This window comes from Lishizhenia tianjinensis (assembly GCF_900116425.1).
GTDB classification, from domain to species: Bacteria; Bacteroidota; Bacteroidia; order Flavobacteriales_D; family Crocinitomicaceae; genus Lishizhenia; species Lishizhenia tianjinensis.
The window spans coordinates 1,013,770-1,034,190 of record NZ_FPAS01000001.1; the positions used below are offsets into that span (position 1 = coordinate 1,013,770).

At 37.8% G+C, this 20,421-nt stretch carries 20 protein-coding genes; 8 read left to right on the forward strand and 12 right to left on the reverse strand.

The features are described 5' to 3' along the window. Positions 1–169 precede the first annotated feature (169 nt). Positions 170–811: a helix-turn-helix domain-containing protein gene (locus tag BM327_RS04725; RefSeq protein ID WP_090246939.1), complete on the forward strand. Its 642-nt coding sequence runs from the start codon at positions 170–172 to the stop codon at positions 809–811. Between the two features lie 47 nt (positions 812–858). On the opposite strand, the gene BM327_RS04730 is transcribed toward BM327_RS04725, so the two are convergent. Then, positions 859–1,107, reverse strand: a complete 249-nt coding sequence (locus BM327_RS04730; protein WP_090246942.1) for a hypothetical protein — start codon at positions 1,105–1,107, stop codon at positions 859–861. Positions 1,108–1,263: 156 nt separating this feature from the next. Between BM327_RS04730 and BM327_RS04735 the strand changes: the two genes are divergently transcribed. Continuing rightward, a complete protein-coding gene (locus BM327_RS04735; protein WP_090246944.1) occupies positions 1,264–2,634 on the forward strand; it encodes an exonuclease domain-containing protein in 1,371 nt (456 codons plus the stop codon). Here the strand turns inward: BM327_RS04735 and BM327_RS04740 are convergent. Beyond that, positions 2,631–2,858 (reverse strand): hypothetical protein, encoded by a 228-nt coding sequence (locus BM327_RS04740; RefSeq protein WP_090246947.1) that lies wholly within the window; start codon positions 2,856–2,858, stop codon positions 2,631–2,633. The genes BM327_RS04735 and BM327_RS04740 overlap by 4 nt on opposite strands. 98 nt (positions 2,859–2,956) lie before the next feature. On the opposite strand from BM327_RS04740, the gene BM327_RS04745 reads away from it, so the two are divergent. The 5 genes from BM327_RS04745 to BM327_RS04765 are packed head-to-tail and all read left to right on the forward strand — an operon-like array spanning position 2,957 to position 7,453. Continuing rightward, entirely contained in the window at positions 2,957–4,042 is a 1,086-nt protein-coding gene (locus tag BM327_RS04745; RefSeq protein ID WP_090246950.1) for a M42 family metallopeptidase, read from the forward strand. A gap of 5 nt (positions 4,043–4,047) precedes the next feature. Further along, positions 4,048–5,046 (forward strand): DNA polymerase III subunit delta, encoded by a 999-nt coding sequence (gene holA, locus BM327_RS04750; protein WP_090246953.1) that lies wholly within the window; start codon positions 4,048–4,050, stop codon positions 5,044–5,046. Beyond that, positions 5,046–5,750: an RsmE family RNA methyltransferase gene (locus tag BM327_RS04755; protein WP_090246956.1), complete on the forward strand. Its 705-nt coding sequence runs from the start codon at positions 5,046–5,048 to the stop codon at positions 5,748–5,750. The genes holA and BM327_RS04755 overlap by 1 nt, the downstream gene beginning before the upstream one ends. A 33-nt stretch (positions 5,751–5,783) precedes the next feature. Beyond that, a complete protein-coding gene (locus BM327_RS04760; protein WP_090246961.1) occupies positions 5,784–6,455 on the forward strand; it encodes a DUF4159 domain-containing protein in 672 nt (223 codons plus the stop codon). An 8-nt stretch (positions 6,456–6,463) separates the two neighbouring features. Further along, a complete protein-coding gene (locus BM327_RS04765; RefSeq protein WP_090246965.1) occupies positions 6,464–7,453 on the forward strand; it encodes a hypothetical protein in 990 nt (329 codons plus the stop codon). On the opposite strand, the gene BM327_RS04770 is transcribed toward BM327_RS04765, so the two are convergent. Together BM327_RS04770 and BM327_RS04775 are read right to left on the reverse strand one after the other, a co-directional pair. Then, positions 7,450–8,700, reverse strand: coding sequence for a DUF2130 domain-containing protein (locus tag BM327_RS04770; protein ID WP_090246968.1), 1,251 nt, complete (start codon positions 8,698–8,700; stop codon positions 7,450–7,452). The genes BM327_RS04765 and BM327_RS04770 overlap by 4 nt on opposite strands. A 1-nt stretch (position 8,701) precedes the next feature. Beyond that, entirely contained in the window at positions 8,702–9,157 is a 456-nt protein-coding gene (locus BM327_RS04775; protein ID WP_090246971.1) for a hypothetical protein, read from the reverse strand. A gap of 149 nt (positions 9,158–9,306) precedes the next feature. Between BM327_RS04775 and BM327_RS04780 the strand changes: the two genes are divergently transcribed. Further along, complete coding sequence (locus BM327_RS04780) at positions 9,307–10,194, forward strand: RluA family pseudouridine synthase (protein ID WP_090246974.1); 888 nt, start codon at positions 9,307–9,309, stop codon at positions 10,192–10,194. On the opposite strand, the gene BM327_RS04785 is transcribed toward BM327_RS04780, so the two are convergent. The 8 genes from BM327_RS04785 to BM327_RS04820 are packed head-to-tail and all read right to left on the reverse strand — an operon-like array spanning position 10,181 to position 20,255. After that, a complete protein-coding gene (locus BM327_RS04785) occupies positions 10,181–10,612 on the reverse strand; it encodes a hypothetical protein (protein WP_139230254.1) in 432 nt (143 codons plus the stop codon). The two genes, BM327_RS04780 and BM327_RS04785, sit on opposite strands and share 14 nt — an antisense overlap. Before the next feature lie 3 nt (positions 10,613–10,615). After that, complete coding sequence (locus BM327_RS04790; RefSeq protein WP_139230255.1) at positions 10,616–11,230, reverse strand: hypothetical protein; 615 nt, start codon at positions 11,228–11,230, stop codon at positions 10,616–10,618. 18 nt (positions 11,231–11,248) lie between these two features. Further along, entirely contained in the window at positions 11,249–11,641 is a 393-nt protein-coding gene (locus BM327_RS04795; RefSeq protein WP_139230256.1) for a T9SS type A sorting domain-containing protein, read from the reverse strand. An 8-nt stretch (positions 11,642–11,649) separates the two neighbouring features. Further along, positions 11,650–11,916, reverse strand: coding sequence for a DUF493 family protein (locus tag BM327_RS04800; protein ID WP_090246984.1), 267 nt, complete (start codon positions 11,914–11,916; stop codon positions 11,650–11,652). After that, positions 11,913–12,491: a hypothetical protein gene (locus tag BM327_RS04805; RefSeq protein ID WP_090246987.1), complete on the reverse strand. Its 579-nt coding sequence runs from the start codon at positions 12,489–12,491 to the stop codon at positions 11,913–11,915. The genes BM327_RS04800 and BM327_RS04805 overlap by 4 nt, the downstream gene beginning before the upstream one ends. Beyond that, the gene (locus BM327_RS04810) at positions 12,491–13,273 is read right to left on the reverse strand and encodes a TerC family protein (protein WP_090246989.1); all 783 of its coding nucleotides are present in this window, start codon (positions 13,271–13,273) and stop codon (positions 12,491–12,493) included. The genes BM327_RS04805 and BM327_RS04810 overlap by 1 nt, the downstream gene beginning before the upstream one ends. Before the next feature lie 12 nt (positions 13,274–13,285). Next, positions 13,286–14,374 (reverse strand): FAD:protein FMN transferase, encoded by a 1,089-nt coding sequence (locus BM327_RS04815; protein ID WP_090246993.1) that lies wholly within the window; start codon positions 14,372–14,374, stop codon positions 13,286–13,288. Next, positions 14,349–20,255, reverse strand: coding sequence for a carboxypeptidase regulatory-like domain-containing protein (locus BM327_RS04820; protein WP_090246996.1), 5,907 nt, complete (start codon positions 20,253–20,255; stop codon positions 14,349–14,351). The genes BM327_RS04815 and BM327_RS04820 overlap by 26 nt, the downstream gene beginning before the upstream one ends. Positions 20,256–20,421: the final 166 nt, after the last annotated feature.

Consider the following 20,421-nt stretch of genomic DNA (forward strand, 5'->3'; position numbering starts at 1 on the left):
AAATAGAAATTAATCCATGTTATCGCGTTTTTCTGAAAGAAACACTAAGGCCCAGGACCATTTTCTACCGTAATACTTTGTATATTCATGATAATATTTTTAGATTCACGAAGTAAATATACTAATATTTTTTACAATTGCTAAAATTATTAGCTAATTTTTCAAGATTATGATTTCAAAGATTGGAAAAAACATCAAAAAGATACGTAAGGTTAAAAACTTAAACCAGCAAGCAATGGCAGATTTACTGGGGCTTTCACGTCCTTCTATTGGTGCTTATGAAGAAATGCGTGCTGAACCAAAAATTGAATCTCTAATAAAATTAGCAAATCACTTCAAATTAGATTTGGGTCGATTAATCAATGAAGACCTAACAGTAAATGAAATTCACGGATTTAAACAAGCCGAGGAACTTGTTTTGGACAACAAGCCTATAAAATCTCCGGCAAAACCAAAGACTTTTCCTTATTTGATCTTGAAGAACAACAAACTAAGTCTGCAAAAGGTAGAATTAACTTGGCCTTTAGCCACCAATAAAAAAGTTCTGGGTGTGCAAGAAACAGCCCAACTCTGCAGTATTTATAAGGAAGTAAACGCAGGGAATTTCAATCCTAAAGAAAGTTGCCTTGTTCAAAAAGGTAAAGAATTCCATTATAACGTAAAACTGGTAGAGAAGGAAAATGAACTTTACTTTAAAGAAGAATTAGTGGATGGAAACAAGGTGATCGCTTTTCAAATTTTAGAAACGCAACACAATGTGGATGAAAGATTGAAACGCTTGGAAAGTATACTTTCTAAATTAAGTCTATAAAAAAAGGGGAGCTAAACACTCCCCTCTTTATATCTCTCCGTAATTTCTTACATCAACTTTGTAGCTAAAGCTTCAACTTTATCAGAAATCTCAGCTCTGATTTGTTTGAACTCAGCTTTTGTTGAAGAAGCGTTGATTTTAGCGATCATTTCATTTCTGAAATCTACAGCTTCATCAATAATTTCGTTCGTCTTTTCAGTTTTAGACTCATCCCATAATTGTTGACTAAATCCTTCTTCTACTATATCAAAGATTGCGTAATTGAAATCTCTTTTTAGGTTCTTAACACTTGCCATAATTAAAATATTTTGCACAAAAGTAAGTATTCTAGTTGTGTCTATAGATATACTTGAAGAGAAAAACCCTTTCAAAAATGTCGTGTTCAAATCTTTCCTTTTAAAAAACAGCATTACAGACTTCTAAATAAGGAGAGTTCATTAATTTTGCGCCACATGAAATTTGCCATTACAGATCTAGAAACAACTGGCGGTAGTCCGAAAAAATCGAAGATTACCGAAATTGCTATCTATAAATGTGATGGTGATAAAATCATTGATGAATACACCACTTTGGTTAACCCCGAAATGCCCATTCCAAAGTTCATTACCCAATTAACGGGTATTAATGATGAAATGGTAGAAAACGCACCCAGGTTTTATGAAATAGCTAAGGACATTATCGAATTCTTAGAAGATTGTGTATTTGTAGCCCATAATGTTGGATTTGACTATGGTGTTTTACGGGGTGAATACAAATCTTTAGGCTATGATTTTCGTTACCCACACATGTGTACAGTAAGAGCTTCTCGCATTTTATTGCCTGGACATGATTCTTACAGTTTGGGTAAACTTACCAATGATTTAGGCATAGAACTGGTGGGCAGACACAGAGCTGCAGGGGATGCCATGGCTACAGTCGAATTGTTTAAAATTCTTTACGCCAAAGACAGCAATGAACTCAACACTTTCATTACCTCTGAGATAAATCCTACTGTACTCCACCCAAATTTAGATTTGAGTCATTTGGAAGATATCCCTAACAAAACAGGGGTATATAGATTCTACGATGACACCAACCGTTTGATCTATATAGGGAAAAGTAAACACATCCTTACCCGCATCAAGCAGCATTTGAAGAACAGTAAAACCAAACGTGCCATAGAAATGCGTGAAAATATTGCGCGCATAGAATACGAATTGACGGGGTCTGAAATGATTTCCTTACTGTATGAATCTGCCTTAATAAAACAATACAAACCCATCTACAACCGAGCATTGAGAAGATCCAATTTTTCTCATGGCCTATTTTCGTATACAGACAATGCGGGTTACATCAACTTGTACGTCGATACTTTAAATAAAAATACAGATCCACCGATTACAACTTTTACTTCGAGAGCAGATAGTAAAAAGTTTTTGGAAGACATAGCTAGCAAGCATGTGTTATGTCAAAAACTACTCGGTATTTACCCTACCCAACACGCTTGTTTTAGCTACCACACCAAACAGTGTTTTGGCGCTTGTATACAAAAAGAACCCACTTTAACCTACAACGCCAGAGTGAATAGCTTTATAGACTCTATGGCCTTTGACAATGAAAACTTCTTCATCATAGAAAAGGGAAGAAAAAAGGGAGAAAACAGTATAGTACTGATAGAAAATGGCATTTACATAGGTTATGGATACCTACCTTTCTTTCACATGAGTAAAGGAATAGAAGTGTGGAAAGAGGCCATCGAACGCCAGCACGAAGACAGAGATGCTCGAACGATAATTCGTTATTATTTACGCAAGAATAAGGATTTGAATATTAGACAGTTTTAAGCTTGACTCTCCTTCGCTTCTTGTAGTTTCTCTACATATTTTACCACCCTCGAAATCACCATCACCATCACTAAAAAAGCCAAGAAAATTATCATACAAAGTTGTTTTAAGCGTTCTACTACTGTTAACGTTAGACTACTTAAAATCTTGTGTTTTGCGCGTATTTTTCTTTGATTTTGTTCGTTTTCCCTTTCAATGGAGTAAAAGTGACTTATTTTTTCCATTTCAAATCCAGATTTACCCCTGCTCCACTCCTTATAATCTCTAGAAAAAACTATTTTTACCTATTGCAAAAATTACAGGGAATCGAAAGCAAAATATTATGGCAAAAAAAGAGATCATTACAGAAAAATCACTTGATTTTCTTACGAAATACTTAAACAATACATCACCAACTGGCTTTGAAGCTGAAGGACAAAAACTTTGGTTAAACTACGTTAAGCCATACATAGACGAATACTTTACAGATAACTACGGAACAGTGGTTGGGGTTATAAACCCTGAGGCTAAATACAAAGTGGTAATCGAAGCCCATGCCGATGAAATCTCATGGTTTGTGCACTACATCACCAAAGAAGGATTTATCTATTTGAGAAGAAACGGTGGTTCTGATCATATGATAGCCCCTTCGAAACGCGTAAATATTCATACAGACAAAGGTATAGTAAAGGCTGTTTTTGGATGGCCAGCTATTCATACTCGTCACGAAAAAGAAGAAACGCCTTCTATGAAAAACATTACACTAGATTGTGGATGTGAATCAGCAGAAGAAGTGGAAGCTTTGGGTGTACACGTTGGCTGTGTAGTTACTTTCGACGATGAATTCACAATTTTAAATGAAAAGAAATTTGTGGGAAGAGCTTTAGACAATAGAATCGGAGGATTTATGATTGCTGAAGTTGCACGTTTGTTGAAAGAAGAAAATCACCAATTAGACTTTGGTTTATACATCGTAAATGCCGTTCAGGAAGAAGTCGGCCTACGTGGAGCTCAAATGATTGCTCAAAAGATTAAACCAGATGTTGCCATCGTTACTGATGTTTGTCATGATACGCAAACTCCTATGATAGACAAAAAGGTGCATGGAGACCAAGCAGGTGGTAAAGGTCCTGTTTTAACCTACGGTCCTGCCGTACAAAACAACTTATTAAAACACATCATTAGCGCTGCAAACGACAATAAGATTCCTTTCCAGCGTGCAGCAGCATCTCGAGCAACAGGGACTGATACAGACGCTTTTGCCTACAGCAATGAAGGTGTACCAAGTTCATTGATTTCTTTGCCTTTGCGCTACATGCACACTACGGTTGAAATGTGCCACAAAGATGACGTAGAAAATACCATACGTTTGATTTTAGAAGCGGTGAAAACTTTGCAAAACGGACAAGACTTTAGATACATTAAATAAGCTCAATGAGTGAAGTTGAAATCATAAAGAAGGTTAAGCAGAAAGACTTTGCCCCCGTGTACATTTTACATGGGGAAGAACCTTATTTTATCGACTTAATTACCCAAGCCATTATAGAGAATGCTTTGGATGAAAGTGAAAGAGATTTCAACCAAACCATACTCTACGGTAAGGATTGTGATCCGGTAGCCTTGGTTTCTCAAGCCAAGACCTATCCCATGATGGCCGAACGTCAGCTGGTAGTGTTAAAAGAGGCGCAAGACATGAAAGATTGGGACATGGTAGATGCTTACCTGCAAAACCCTGTTCCTACTACTGTTTTTGTAATAGCCCACAAATACAAGAAAGTTGATGGAAGAAAGAAATTCTTAAAAGAAGCCAACAAAAAAGGAGTGGTATTCTTGAGTGAAAAAGTCAAAGACTGGAACCTGAATGCTTGGATACAAGATTTTGTGAAGCAACAAGGATTTAGTATTACAGACAAAGCACTCAACCTTTTGGCCAATGCCACCGGAAACGACTTGTCTAAAATCACCAAAGAGGTAGACAAACTTTCTATCGTTCTTGAAAAAGGGACGCAAATTTCTGACATACACATAGAGGAAAACATTGGTATTTCTAAAGACTACAATGTTTGGGAATTGAAAAGCGCTGTACAAGAACGTCAGGTTAAAAAGGCCTTGGAAATCGTAAAATACTTTGATCAGAACCCTAAAGCAACAGCGGGTGTAGTGGTAGTAAGTACTTTATTTGAGTTGTTTAAACAACTCATGTACATGCATTTTTCAAAAAACAATACAGATCAAGAAATAGCCACAGGTTTAAAAATGAATCCTTTCATTGTGCGCAAAACACGACAAGCCACCAAAATATTTCCTGTGAAAAAAACAGCCAAGAACATTGCCATACTTCAAGAATTTGATTTAAAATTTAAAGGTATCAATCGTGGACAGGCAACAGATGGAGAACTTTACAAAGAATTAATTTACAGACTCTTGCACTAATGAGACAGTTTTACCTTCCAGAATTAACGAAAGAGAATACGCGTTTTACCTTACCTATTGAGGAATCCAAACATATTTCTCGTGTCTTGCGCATGAAAAATGGAGATGAAATTCAGTTGCTCAATGGAAAAGGATTAGTGGCTGTAGCAGCGATTACAGATAATAACCCCAAAGCTACAGAGGTAGATATACTCCGTTTTGAAGAGTTCCCTCTTCCTGCCGAAGAAATACACATAGCTATCGCTCCAACCAAGAATAACGATAGAATAGAATATTTCTTGGAGAAGGCAACGGAAATTGGTGTTACAAAAGTAAGTTTACTCTTAACCGATAATGCTGAACGCAACAAGGTTAAACTCGATAGGTTTGAAAAGATATTCGTGAGTGCCATGAAACAATCGAAACGTGTGCACTTACCTATTTTAGAAGATTTGGTGAAGACAAAAGACTTCATAAATGCACATCCTAATGGATTAATTGCGCATTGCTATGAAGATACGAAAACCAATATTTTCACTTCCTTTAAAGCGCAGAGTTGTCCTATTATTATTGGTCCGGAAGGCGATTTTTCTGAGCAAGAATTGGCTTTAGCCAAAGAGAAGGGCTATACACCCATCACTTTAGGAGAAAACAGGTTAAGAACAGAAACTGCTGGACTTTACGCAGTTACCGTTGCTCGACTTTGGTTAGATATGAATTCTTAATTTATCTCCTTATTTTAGAAGAAAAGAAACGGCATGAAAATCCTCAAACCCTTATTATTGATTGTTGCACTTCTTGCACTTACCAGTGCATCCGAAACGGCGAGTTATCAATTAGCAGTTTTGAAATACAACGGAGGTGGAGATTATTACGCCAACCCCACTGCACTTCCTAATTTAATTGAATTTTGTAATACAGAATTGGGGACCAATATCTCTACTGAAGTTCCTTATGTGGAGGTAGGGTCGACAGATCTTTTTAACTACCCCTACGTTAACATGACCGGGCATGGAAACGTTGTGTTTTCTACAGCAGAGGCAGAAAACCTGCGCAATTACTTAATGGGTGGTGGTTTCTTACATATAGACGACAACTACGGAATGGATAAATTCATTCGTTTAGAGATACAAAAGGTTTTCCCCAATAATCCACTTGTAGAGCTGCCTAATGACCATGCCATCTTTAAGCAGAAATACACTTTTGATGGTTTACCTAAAATTCACGAACACGACGGAAAGCGCGCACAAGCTTTTGCTATAATTATTGAGGGAAGAGTGGCTTGTTTATACACCTATGAAACCGATTTAGGTGATGGATGGGAAGATCAAAGTGTACACAACGACTCTGAAGAAAAACGAATTGAAGCCCTTAAAATGGGTGCTAACATACTGCAATACGCCTTTCTAAATGGCGGATTAGACGATTAAGAAACAGAATGAGCAAAATATTTACTACATCATTATTTCTACTTCTTACCCTACCACTACTCGCTTTTGAAATTTCGAGGGAACAAAAAACACCCGATTTTAAATTTGAGCCCTTTGAGAGAAATATTCACATCTCCGAAGATTTAGATGCCGAAATTAGAGCTTTAAAGGATAAGCCTCAATCAGAGTGGACGGGACAAGACAGCTTAACTTATGGAATACAACTCGTTTTACTTCATCAATACGAATTATCGTTAAGTTTTATTCTACGTACGCATTACGATACGGTAAGCAACCCGGAAAAACTTCACCTATTTCAGGAGAGTTTTTTACGAAATGAGGCGTATGATGCACTTCATAAATCCATACTTTTTGAAAAAGGAGATGATTTTAACCGCGTGTTGAGCTATCGTTTAGATGTGGCCAGAGCCATGATGTTATTAAAACAAGGTGTTTGGGATAGCAACACCAGCAAAATGTTTCCAGAAATCATTCGTTTAAAAAGAGAAGAAAGAAGTAAGGAAGAAAACATTGCCATCGCTCATGATTTAGATGAAGCGTTACGACTCTTTGTAGTTCATTTAAACCGACAAAGCAATGAGATCGTCTCTGAGGCTTATGAGGAATTTGGTGATTTCCTACTTGATAATTTCACAGAAAGCAACGCCTACATTGCCTATTCTTTGAGCAGGTACTACTACAACAGAAACAAGTCAGTTTCCTCTAAAATTAAAGAAGTTAAAAGTGTAATGGATGAAAAACACTACATCCTTCCTAGCTTCAGAAAGATCTTTGGAAAAATACAACCGGGGAGATTTAACTATGAATTACTCAAGGAGAAACAAATAGAAAAAGACAGTGTAAAGGCACCCGTTGTTGAGCTTCCTAAAAAAGAAAAGAATGACCTCTTACCCAAATACAATGGACAATTGATCATTCTTATCGGTATACTTATAATACTTCTTGGAGTTATCCTATTTGTACGTACGAAGCGTTAGAGTTCTAGTCCTTTTATTTCCTGGACCGCACCTCCGGCAATTCCTCTTACTGAACCGTACATTTCTATAGTAGAGTTTACCACTTTATCTATCTGTTTTTCGCGTTCTTTCCAGATACGTTGCATGGCACGTTTTTCCCTGTCGAGTTCACTTTTCATAGAGCTAAAACCTTCCACAATTGCCTCTATCTGGTGTTTAAATTCTGGAGAAATCATGTAGTTGTAGAGCAAGTTCATTTTATCTCCTTGGTTTTCTTGAGAGGCTTTCACCAAAGAAGTCTTCAACAAACCATCTCTAATTACGGCCGCCAAGGCTTTAAATTCGTGGAATTGACATACCCATATACCATTATAGAAACCAAACTGTGTCATTTCTTTAGGCATCACTTGCGTAATTAAAATAGCCACATCTGCTCCTTCATTTCTTTGGTCTAACTTTAGTTTGTCCACCCAGTCATTGGCCCAGTTCTTTGTACGTTTACTTTCATAAACAATTTTACCTGCCGTTTTACCTTGGTTATCGCGCACTTCCTGAATACAATCTGCACCTTTGATACCTTTACTTACTTCGGTAATCACATCAAAGGGAAAGGTGGTAGCCAATTGCTCCTCAATTTCTAGTTCTTGTACCTCACCTTGCAACTGCATAGACCCCTGTTGTGCCTTACGCTTCATCTCTTCTATCAGCTTGGCTTGGTCTTCCATTTGCTTCTGGTACTCTTTTATTTTTAAGGCATTTTCTTCATCCTTGCGCTGTGCAATTTCCTCTTCTATTTTCTTTCTAGAATCTAAAATCTTTTGTTGCACCTCTAAATCCAGACGTTTCTTTTGCTCTTCTATCTCTTGTTTTTGAATTTTCAGTTCGAGTTCTTTCTTTTGAGCCGCCAACAATTCCTCATCCTTCTTGTTGAGCTTTTCTTTGATCAACTCCAATTCTTTAGCGTTTTTAGAAGAAATCTCAGCACTCAAGGCAGCTTCAATTTTCTTCTTTTCTTGCTCTAACAATTCGGCAACACGTTTCTGCTGGTATTCCTTTTCTTTCTTCTTGAATTCTTCCAGCTTGAGTTCCTGTTCCTTTATTTCTTGTTGATGTTTTAAAAGTGCTTCTTCACGTGCCTTTATTTTCTGAGCAACCTCATTATTCTTCTCCTGGAGTTCTCTCCTTAATTTCTCCTCTATTTCTAGGGTTAATGCTTGTTCTGCATGGAAAGAAGTTCCACAATTTGGACAGGTAATTTGATCGTTCATCTTAAAATATCTTTTCTATGTTTTGTGTAATACCGTTAAATACAAAGCTATCTCCAGCTTTCAAACCCAACATGGCTTGAACAATAGGTGCAGTGGGTGAAACAGCGAAGTAAGTTTTTCCAGCAACTTCTAATTTACCCATGGCTAAAGAAATGTAGAATGCACCCTTTTGGGTCTCTACTACAGCCCCCAAACCAACGGTTTCCATATTGTCTAAGGGTAAACCTTGAACTCTATTTTTGCTTTGCTTGATGGTTTGAATGATTTTACCCGCCTTTTCCTGTTCTAATTGCGCCATGGCTCTACCCGTTTCGTGCTTGTCTCCAGCGGTGCTCTTGGTTTCACTTTGAACAGCCTCCAAAGCTTCATCCATTCTTTCCAAAGCACTTTTTAACTGTTGCTCAACGGTTTCCAACATTTTTTGCTGTAAACTTGCTTTCAATTCTTTCGTATCCACCTTCGCCTTTATTTAAAAATACAAGTTTAAAAGAAATAAGCATTTAACATAGGAAATAAAAGTCCCTTCTTTGGCAAAGTCTTCTTTTTTCTCTCCTCTAAAATTGAACTGAAAATACAAGCCTATAAAATATGTACATTTGATGCGCTATGGAAATAATTATCGGTACACATACAGTAACGGAAGAACTTGAAAACATTCGTGTATCCGACTATTTGGCCCTAAAATTCCCGCAATTACAATCTCGCAAAGCAGTAAAAAAAGCCCTGAAGAAAAAGTTACTGCTTCACAATAAAAACATAGCCCTGTCTGGGACGTATGTGAAGCAAGGTGATTTATTTGAATTGTTAGAAGAACAGGTAACACCACCCAAAATTTTCCCATTGGGTTTGGAAGTTTTATTTGAAGATGAATACCTTGCTGTAGTCTTCAAACCCGCAGGTTTTCCTGTTTCGGGAAATCAGTACAAAACCATACACAATGCTTTGCCCCATAATTTAAGCAGCTCCCAAGAAACAGATGCACTAAATTGGCCCTTGCCTGTACACCGTTTAGATGCCCCTACTTCTGGTCTATTAATCATAGCAAAAACACATGGAGCTCGTATTGCTTTGGGAGAAATGCTGGCAAAAAAAGAAATTCAGAAACACTACCATGCAGTAGTTCAGGGTTACTTCAATACGAAGGGTATACTAAACACACCTATAGAAGGTAAAAAAGCAGAAAGTCACCTTAAAACTTTGAGCATCTCACCTTCTAAGTTGAATGGACATTTGAGTTTATTAGAACTTTCTCCTTTAACGGGAAGAACCCATCAATTGCGTATACATTTATCTCGCCTAGGACATCCGATAGCCGGAGATAAAATCTATGGTAAACCTGGGAATACGATTGGACACAAAGGACTTTTTCTTTCGGCGATTGCCTTAGAATTTATACATCCGAAAACCAATGAAAAAATAGAAATTAGGGTCAAACACCCCGCAAAATTTGACAGTTACTTAGCCCGAGAAGCCAGAAATGCTACTCTTGAGTAAAGGTGTATTTAACCTCTTCTTTGTATCCATCGAGAAGTAAAACAATTTCGCTCCCCGCTTCTTGTTTGTAGGCTAAATTTGAAATATCAAAGACTAAAGATTTAGACACTAATTCTCTACACGCATCACCTTTAGGGTCTCTTTGCAAACGTATACCACGTTTAGGAGGCAAAGATTTCATGATCATATTACTGCCTATCAAAGTAAAAGCTTGTTCTTCACATCCCCCAGAATAACTCACTTCTAGGAACATTAAATTCCCTTCTATTCTCACACTATTGATTTGAGCTGTAGGTGCATTTTGATCTATTTCACCTAAAATTGCTTTCGGTGTAGACATTTTTTCACTTGCAGATTTTTTGGCGTTGCCACAAGCCAATAAAGCTATACTCATCACTAAAAACAGCAGTACTTTCATATCTTAAAAATAAAGTGAATATCCAAAACCAATTGTGAATGCAGAGGAACCTCGTCTTAACTCTTCGGCTTTTCTACCTGCCAATACTTCCTCATTGAGCATGTGCGGTTTAAAAGCGAAACCATAATTTACGTAGGAAACCACTAACCTGTAGCTCGTTGTAGGAGAAGAGGTTAAGCTTAAACCAAAAGTAGGTTCAAAGGCAATCGCATCAAAGGTGTAATTAGAGGCTGTACTGGCCAAACGGTTGATGTTGTAGGAAGTTTTTAAACCATAATCAACCCCTATTCTACCGTAGTATTTTTCGTAACCAACTTTAGCATAGGGTCCGGCAATGTGCAAGCCACCATCTAAATTATTGGGTGTTTTAAACTCGTTAATGGTAAAGAATTGATAGCGCAAACCACCACCTATGTAGACCTTATTTTTCAATGCATATTGATAGCCTGCATCCAAGCAGATTAACCCTTGCATGATTTCTTTAAAAGCAAAATTTGAGAGTGCGTTTGGAAAAGATATTCCTGCCTGAAATGAATGTGGACCTCCGTCAAATTCTTGGGCTTTTATGCCGCTGACAGACATCATTAATACACTTAGGACGAGCAATAACTTTTTCATCGGGTCTTTCTTCTAAAGTTAGAAATTATTTTGAATCTCAAAAAACTTCATGGTATGTTGCTTTTCGGTTTTCACATTGAAAGAATATTTTCCGTCTGATACTGTAGTGGTATCAAAAGCAATAATATGCGGACCCGCCTTTTTCATTTCATTAAAAAACTCTTTAACTAAATTTCCTTCCTTATCAAAAACTGAGAAATTAACGCTTTGATCCTCTTCCATGGTGAAATAAAATTCCACAACTCCTTTAGCTGGATTAACTTCTAGGGGATGCAAAATGATGAACGAAGATAAATCAGCTATATCTTTTTTCATATAGCGTAATACCAAACGGTAAACAATGATAAAAACCAAAACTCCGAAGGTGATCCACAAACCTTTCACCGCCATGTTTTGGAGGTCTACTTTCATTAAATACATCATAGTGCTATTACTCCTTTAATCGTTGCTACTTTTTGATAAATATCTATGATGGAATCTACATCCAACATTAATTCCTTCACGCTTACAGATACATATTTTCCTGTACGTGAATTGTGATATTCTATTTCTGATTCTTCATTGAAATGAGCGACAACTTTCGCCACCGTTTCATTGTCGTTTGGACAAACAAATTTAAAAAAGTAAACCGCTGGCCATTCTTGATCTTGCAACTTCTCTTTTAAACCTTCAAATACGTCTTTCATCCATTTAATTTAAGGAGCAAAGATAACCTTTTCATCTCATCTTTCAAGGCTTTGGGCAGTACTTCGAAGTCCTTTTTTAGTAAGCTAAACGACTTCTGCTCATTCTCATCCCATTGGCGAAGCGCACCGAGTAAAATCATAGGATCTGGTTCCTTTGAAACGATGGGAGTATCTAAATCTTCGGGATATTCAAAAAACCATTTTTGGGCATGTTCAAGTTCAAGCTCCAACCACTTTTCTATGACCTTTGAAATATCCTTCACCTGTTGACAGCGCAAAACATCCTGTTTGAACTGTCCCCTGTAACGAAACATTTGTTGAAAGCATTCTTGCACTACATCCGAAAAGGGAAATTCACCATAGCTTATTTCCTGCGCTTTAAAACTATCCCCTGTTATAGACTCAAAAGCTTCATACTGTTGTTGAATTTTCTTGAGTTTACTTCTGAACACTTTAGGTATGGCTGGTCGCGTTAAAAAGAACTGCTTGTGTTCAAATAATATTTCTTCCCACTTATCGTGAGCATCCTCCTCTTCTTTTAAAGGAAAATAAATTTGAGCTTCTTTAAGATCCACTACTTTGATTTGTTTTTACGCATTTTCATGTTCAGGAATTCTACTGCTAAGGCAAAGACGATAGCAAAGTACAAGTATCCCTTTGGAACGGCACCTATATGTTGGTGGAAGACGATAGCATTCGAAAGGTGAGCCGATTCTACGATCAACATAAACCCGATGAGAATTAAAAAGGCTAATCCTAAGATTTGAAGTGAAGGGTGTTTGCTTACAAAGTTCCCAACTGGAGCTGCAAATAGCATCATTACCCCTACAGATAAAACAACGGCGATAATCATTAATACTAAGGCACCTTCTAATCCATTGGTCATACCTACCGCAGTAAGAATAGAATCGAAACTAAACACTACGTTAATTAAGGTTATTTGAGTAATTGCTTTCCCTAAAGACGATGACTTCTTCTTTTTAAGTTCGTGCTCTTCTTCACCTTTATGGTCTACTTTTTCATGAATTTCTTTGGTTGATTTATACAACAAGAACAATCCTCCGCCTAGAAGAACTACGGCTTGACCAGTTACATCTACATGAAGAAAAGACCAGTCTATGGTAAACCAAGCATCATTCATCATGATGAGATATTGTATACCAAAAAGTAGGGCGATACGCATCACCATGGCCAAGAGTAAACCTATATTCGTTGCTCTTTTCTTTTCTTTCCCTTCCAAACCATCTGCGGCAATGGAGATAAAAATGATATTATCTATCCCTAAAACAATTTCTAGAAAAGTTAAACTCACAAGAGCAACAATTCCATCTAAACTAAAAATAGCGGCTAAATCCATGTGTTGAGGCTTTTAATATTGAAGACATGAGGCAATACCCGAGGTGTAGGCACGCTCTAATAAACCTTCTTCATTTTGAAATAGTAAATAAACTTCTAGGTTCAATTCTGGGTGGTTGGCAACAAACTCCATGGTTGCATCTTTCCCCATAACCATAAAGGCAGTAGCATAGGCATCCGCGCTTGCGCAGTCATCAGCCATAACCGTTGCACTTAATAAATTGTGTTTTACAGAATACCCCGTTTTTGGGTCTATCGTATGTGAATATTTACGCCCATCCACCACATAATATTTCCTGTAATTACCAGAGGTAGCCAAAGCTTTATTATCAACCGCTATGGCATTTTCCAAGCTGCGTTTATTTAATCCATCATTATTTTCTAGCGGAACATCTATACCTATAAACCAAGGTTTACCTTCGTTGTTTACTCCTTTTGTTTTAAGTTCTCCTCCTATTTCAATAAAGTAATTGGTTTGACCTTTGGCATCTAAGAAATCGGCCACCACATCTACTGAATAGCCTTGTGCAATTGCATTGAAGTCAAAACAAAAACGCGTATCTTTTTTCAACAAACTATCTCCCGTAAAACGATACAGTTTATTCGGTTCAAAAGAAATGAATTGTAAACAACTGTCCACTTCTTGTTGACTCAAAACTAAATTCGAATCCTTGAAAAACCCCCAAGCTTTTACCATTGGAAAAACCGAAGGGTCGAAAGCACCATTCGTGGTTTTAAACACCTCCAGGCTCTTATTAAAACAATGTGTAAAGTAGGCATTTTCGGGTATCTTCATTCCCTTTGATGAAGCATTCACTTTAGATATTAAAGATTCTTCCATGTAGCCTGAAAGCTCCGCATCAAAACCTGTAAAAAGACTTTCAATTTCATAGGTTGATAAAAGCAGACTATCATCACTGGTTTTAATTTGAAAGGTTGAACCTTGCGTATACCCTTGAATTTCTTGTATACTAACCTGCGTAGAAAAGGAATTGTCTTTCGTATTCAATATTGACTTCTCTTCCTTGGATGAGGAAGAACAAGATGATACTAGAACTAGCGCGAAAGCCAGTATACTAGAAGTGTTTAACCAGTTTACCATTGTCTGTTTCTTTATCCCAAACTATACTCGTGATTTGTGCACCATTTTTAGAATATGAAGTTCCATAGGTAGTTTGAATTCTCATGTAAACATCTCCTCTTCCGTTTTGCACAACTATTCTTCGAGTAACAATTTTAACTGGTAAACCTTCACTATCTCTACGAACGAATGATTGTTGTGTAACACCTTCAGGGAACTCCTCACCCAAGGCGTTGGCCACGGTTTCGTTAAACTTCGCTGAGTTGTTTTCTAAACCATCTAAATATGTCTGTGCCGATTGAGTACTTGACTTCGCGGCATCCGAACGTTCTTTAGATGCATTAGCTGTCATATCCACCGCCTGTGTTACTTCGTCATTTATTCTGTTTGCATTTTCATTTTGCTTGGCACTGTTTAATTCGCTTTGATTATTCTGAGCCTCTAATTTCTGAGTAGTTTGAGCTTCAGCACGCTTATCCTCTTCCATTTTTAAAGCGTTAGCTCTTTCCACAGCATCTTCTTTATCCTCCACCAATTGTTGTTTTCCTTGGTGCAGCGCCTCTTGTTCTTTCGCCTTATCTACAACTGCATTTTTGGTACCTTCTATGAACCTTTCAGTATTCAACTCTTCTTGCTTTTCGTTTTTTACATCCACACCTTGTTTTTGTGCCAAAGCCTCTTTTTGTTGATCTACCTCACTGATAACTTCTTGACGCAAGAGCTCACCTTCTCTATCCTTTTCTGCCTTTTGTTCCTGAGCATTTTCTGCCAGAGTATTCGTTCTTTCCAGTACTTGATTTTGTGCAGCCGCTTCTTTTTCACTTTCCGCTTGTGCGATACGTGCTTGTTCCTCTGCAACTAAAGCTTTCGCGTCTAAAATAGCCTGTTGATCTACAGAGTTTTCGTATTGCGTAAGCTCTTGTTCATTTACCTTCTCTAACAATTTCTGAGCAGCAATTACCTCTGCTTGCGCATCTCCATTCTCTGCCTGATCAGCCAATTCATCTTGGATAAAATCATACGTGATTTGCGTTCTATCCTCATATTGGGCTTGCTCCATGGCCGCTTGAGACTTCGCCAATTCTGCCTCTTTTTCGAATTGAAGCGTTAAATCCTGTAAGTCTTTTTCTTTTGCTTTAGCAGCTTCTGAGACTTCAGTTTTCGTAGCATCTATGTCTTCTTGTGTTCTTAAATTTTCTGCATCCGCAAATACCTTTTCTTGAGCCTGTTTATTTTGGATGTCCTCCTCGCGTTGCTTAACCAATTCTATTCCCTCTTGTCTTCGCTGCTCCGCTTGATCTGCATCCTCCTTTAAATCTTCTTGCAAGGCTTCTGCTTCCTCTAAAGTTTGTTGTCTTTCTTCAGCATCTTTTGTCGCAAGTTCATTTGGTAAAGCTTCTGTTTTCTCCACCTCAGCACTTAATTCATTCCTTCTGTTTTGCTCTCTTTGTCTTTCGGCTTCCAATAAAAGTCTAGCCCCTTCTTCTATGGAGATATCCTCTTCCTTTCCTAAACTTTCCAAGGAACCAGAATTTTCTACAACAGGGTTGAGTTTGGCTTCAATGGCTTCCAATTGTTTTTTAGGGTAACCATCTCTTGGATTCAATGAATTCGCTCGAGTGTATAATTCTCTTGCTTTCTCCCAATTCTCTTGTTTGAAATAGTTATCGGCTGTTGAAATCAATTTTCGGTAATTTGCCTCTTTCTCTTCAGCTACTTGATCTCTGAGTGTGTTCTCAATTTCATCTACCCTTCCCTGCGCGTAACGGTCACCTTTTTTTACCGTCAACGCTTCTTGGTACTTTAATTTAGCATCAGATAAATTTCCTTCATTATACAAAGCATCAGCCTTACCTATTGCCTTTTTGTATTTTTCAGTCAGCTCCTTATTTGCCAACTCTTTTGCCGCTTGATTGTCAATAATTTGCTGCGCTTCTGCGATTCTATCCTTTGCCTTTTGGTTTTCAGGATCAAGGTTTAAAACCTCCCTATAAAGATTAATTGCGCGCTCAAATTCCTTGTTCTTGAAAGCTACATCTGCATTATTAATAGCACTGTTCAGGGCTTTTTGTTCTGCATCAGAAGCTTGGGCCAAGATTGCTGCTTTAGCCTTTTCTATTTGACTTTTAGCGTAAGCATCTTCCTTAATCGTTAACGCTTCTTGGTAGGCATCTACACTCGCCTCATACTCTTTGTTATCGAATAATGCGTTGGCTTTATCCATTGCATTTTGAAAGGCTTTCTGTGTTTCCGCAGCCGCTTGCTCGTTTTCTTTCGCTTTAATTAAAGCATTAACATTTTCTATTTGTTGCTTTGGATATTCTTGGGTAGCATCTAGGGCACTTGCCTCTTCGTACAAGGTTATCGCTTGCTGATAATTCTCGCTGTTTTTAGCATTATCAGCCTCCATAATTTTTGTCTGGTAAGCCACTTTTTGCTCCTCTAAAGATTCTGCATTTTTACGCGCCTTCAAGATATCATTAATGGCCTTTATCTCCGCTTTTGGCTCAGCAGCATTGGGTTTCAATTCTTGCGCTTCTCCGTAAAGCATGAGCGCCAAATCAAATTGTTCTTTGTCTCTGGCTTTATTTGCTGCTGTAAATTTCTCTTGGTATTTCTTTTCAATTTCTGCAGCCCCTTTTTCCGCCTCCAATGCAGCAATTTTAGCCTTTAATTTATTGATTTCCTCCTGAGGGTAATTATCCGATCCATTTAATTCTTTGGCAGTAGTATAAGCATCGATCGCTTTTTGAAAGCTTCCCTCATCTCTTAATTTATCGGCTTTTGCCAAAGCTTCTTGGTAAGCTTCCTGCGCCTCTTTTTCAGCATCATTCTGCTCGGTCAACATCTTGTTGATGGCATCAATTTCCTTTTGAGCAGATTTATCTTCCGGTAAAATAGCTTGCGCTTCTTGGAATTTAGAAATGGCCATTTGATAATCTCCACTCTCTTTGGCAGTTATCCCTTCCTGGAATTTTGCGTTGAACTTCTCTTGCTGAGCCGCATTCGCATTTTGAGCTTCGATAGCAGCAATTTCTTGTTGACTCTTCTCTATTTGCTCTTTCGGATACTTTTCATCTGACTTTATTTCTTGCGCAGCACTATACAAAGTAATTGCCTCTTGGTATTCCTTTGCTTTAAAGGCTTCATCCGCCTGTTTAATTTTACTCGCATACGCCTCATCAGTTGCTGCTTGTTGCGCTGCCGCATCTTGGTTGGCCAACAATGCTGTAATCTCATTTACCTGATTTTGGGGCTCTGTTTCATCTCCCTTTAAAGCAATAGCCTCCTTAAATAAATCTATGGCTGTTTGGTATTGTTCATTTTCTTTTGCGGCATAAGCCTCTTTCATTTTCGCCTCATAGTTTGCTTGCAACTCGACGGCTTCTTGGGCTCTGCTTGCTTCCTGCTCTAACTCAGTTATTTTTGTTAACTGTTCATCAGGATAGCTTTCATCTGACTTAATTGCTTTTGCCTCCTTGTACAAAGCCTTCGCTTTTTCGTAGTCTTTTTGTGCTAATACAGCATCTGCTTCTGTTATTTTTGCATCATAGGCCGCTTTAACAGCTGCTGCATCTTTATCTTTCTGCTGAGCTTCTAACAAAGCATTGATAGCCTCTATTTCCTGTTGAGGAAGCGTTTCAGTTGGTTTTAATTCTTGCGCTTCCTTAAACAAGATCAACGCTAAATCATACTGTTCTTTATCCTTGGCTGTGCTAGCCGCCGTAATTTTCTCTTGGTAACTCGCATCAATTTTTGCCTGATCTGCAGCAGCGGCCAACTCTTTCTTTTTCGCTTCTATTTTAGCGATTTCGTCTATTGGATAAGTCTCTGACGGTTTCATTGTCTTTGCCTCTGTGTACAAAGCAAGGGCTTCATCCAACTTTTCATTATCTCTTGCCTGATCTGCCGCTTGAATTTTATCCTGATAAGCTTTCTCTGCAGCCTCCTGCTCTTGTTGTGCTTTCAAAGCAGAACTTGCTTCTTCAACTTTCGATTTTGCTTCCTCGTCTGTTCCATCTATAGCCAGAACCTGGTTGTATTTATCTATAGCTACTTGGTATTTCTTATTCGTAAGAGCGGTTTGTCCTTCAGATTTCAACGCAGCGATTTGCTCCGCTTGAGCAGCAGCATTTTCCTGAGCTTTTAAAGCAGCTTGCGCTTCTTCTTTTTTTGTTTTCGCTTCTTCATTGGCTGCGTCTAAATTCAATACATTATCAAAATCAGCGATAGCTTCATTATATTTTTTAGCACCTAATTTTTCATTACCCGACTTCAACAAACTTTGAATTTGCGCTTCTTTTTCCGCTTCGGCACTTGCTTGAGCTATTAAAGCATCCACAGCTGCAATTTTTTGATCAGCTAAAGGATCGGCCTTTACTTCTTTAGCAGCTACATATTTAGCCTTTGCTTCGGCCAATTTATTTTCGGATTGAAGATTTTCCCCTTCCGCTATGAGGGCAGCAAAGTTTTCATCAATTTCTTTCTGTTTTGCAGCTTCTTCCGCCGCTTTTTTCATTTCTTCGATCTCGACGATTTTAGCTTTGGCGTATTCATCCTCAGCCTTTATACCCAATGCTTCCTGGTATTTGGCCGTTGCCGCATCCAACTCCTTTTTCCCAAGGGCTGCATCTGCTTCTGCTATTAGCTTTTTATACGCTTCTTCTTTCGCTTTTGCTTCTTCTAGTTCCTTAAGAATAGTGTCAATTTCCTTCAACCTAGAATTAGCATGGGTATCATTATCTATTAAAGTAAGGGCTTCCTGGTATTTTGCTTTAGCCTCCAACCAAGACTTATCAACAAACAACTTATCAGCAGCCGCAATAACCGTTTCGTATTTTTGCTTGTTTAATAGGGCTTGCTTTTGTGCTTCAACATCCGCCATTAAGGCTTTCATTTGATCTTTAGGATATTGTTGTGACGGATCTAATAAACTTGCTTCTTGGTATTTTTCGAGCGCGGCTTTGGAAGAGTTTTGCTTCAGGTACATGTCGGCTAATTTTATAGCTTCATCGTACAAGCGTTTGTTTTCCGCCTTCTTTTTGAGGTCGTAAATTTTATCGATTTGATTTTGCGCGTAATCATCTCCCGGTTTTAACTCAGAAGCTTCATAGTACTTGTCGATAGCATTATCATACTCTCCTTTATCTAATAAATTTTGAGCCGCAGTAATTAGATTATTGTAGGCTGCATTGGATTGCTCCTCTTCTAATTTCTTACGACGCATAGCTGCCAACAAATCTTCTATGGTTACTATTCTTTCGTTAGGATGAGCCTCTTCCGGTTTAATAGAAATAGCTTCTTCGTATTTCACCAAGGCCTCTTCATACCTTTCTTCATCGTACAGTTTATCACCTTGTGCTATTAATGTAGAATATTTTGCCTCGTCGTCTTTTGCTTTTGCTTCCGCTTGATTTAAAAGGTCATCAATTTTCTTTTTAACTTGACTTGCTTTTTTCGTATTATACTTTAGTTGATATAATCCACGATCATAATGGAACTCTGCAACGGGTTGACTTTTTAGAAATGAAAAATCTACATTTGACTTTTCTTTAAAAATTTCAATAGGAACTTTAGTATCTGGAATTCTATTACCCGCTTGTACATCTTCAGGATCGATACCTGTTAAATCTATTTGAATACTTTTGGAAACATATCCGGCTTTGGAATACTCAATTTTGTAAACTTTACCTGCTAAAATCTCACATTCATACTTTCCATTAGAAGCTGTTGTATATGAACCAACCGAACTTCCTCCAACGTAAAGTGTGACTTTCGCACCTCCAAGGTTTTTACCTGTTTCAAAGTCAGAAACAGAACCAACAATAAACACAGAAATTTCCCCTTGCCCGAAAGCAAGAACACCCATGAATATGGTCAATAAGGCAAAAATTAATTTCATATATATACTGGTAGAACGAAAAAATGTACAGCCTGTTACACTAAACGTTCACTTTATTTTTCAAAACCAACAAATATCGTCAAAATAAGTATAAAATGCAGATGACATACAAAATAATACGCTTTTCTACACTTAATATATGAAATGACCAATTTCGATGATTAAT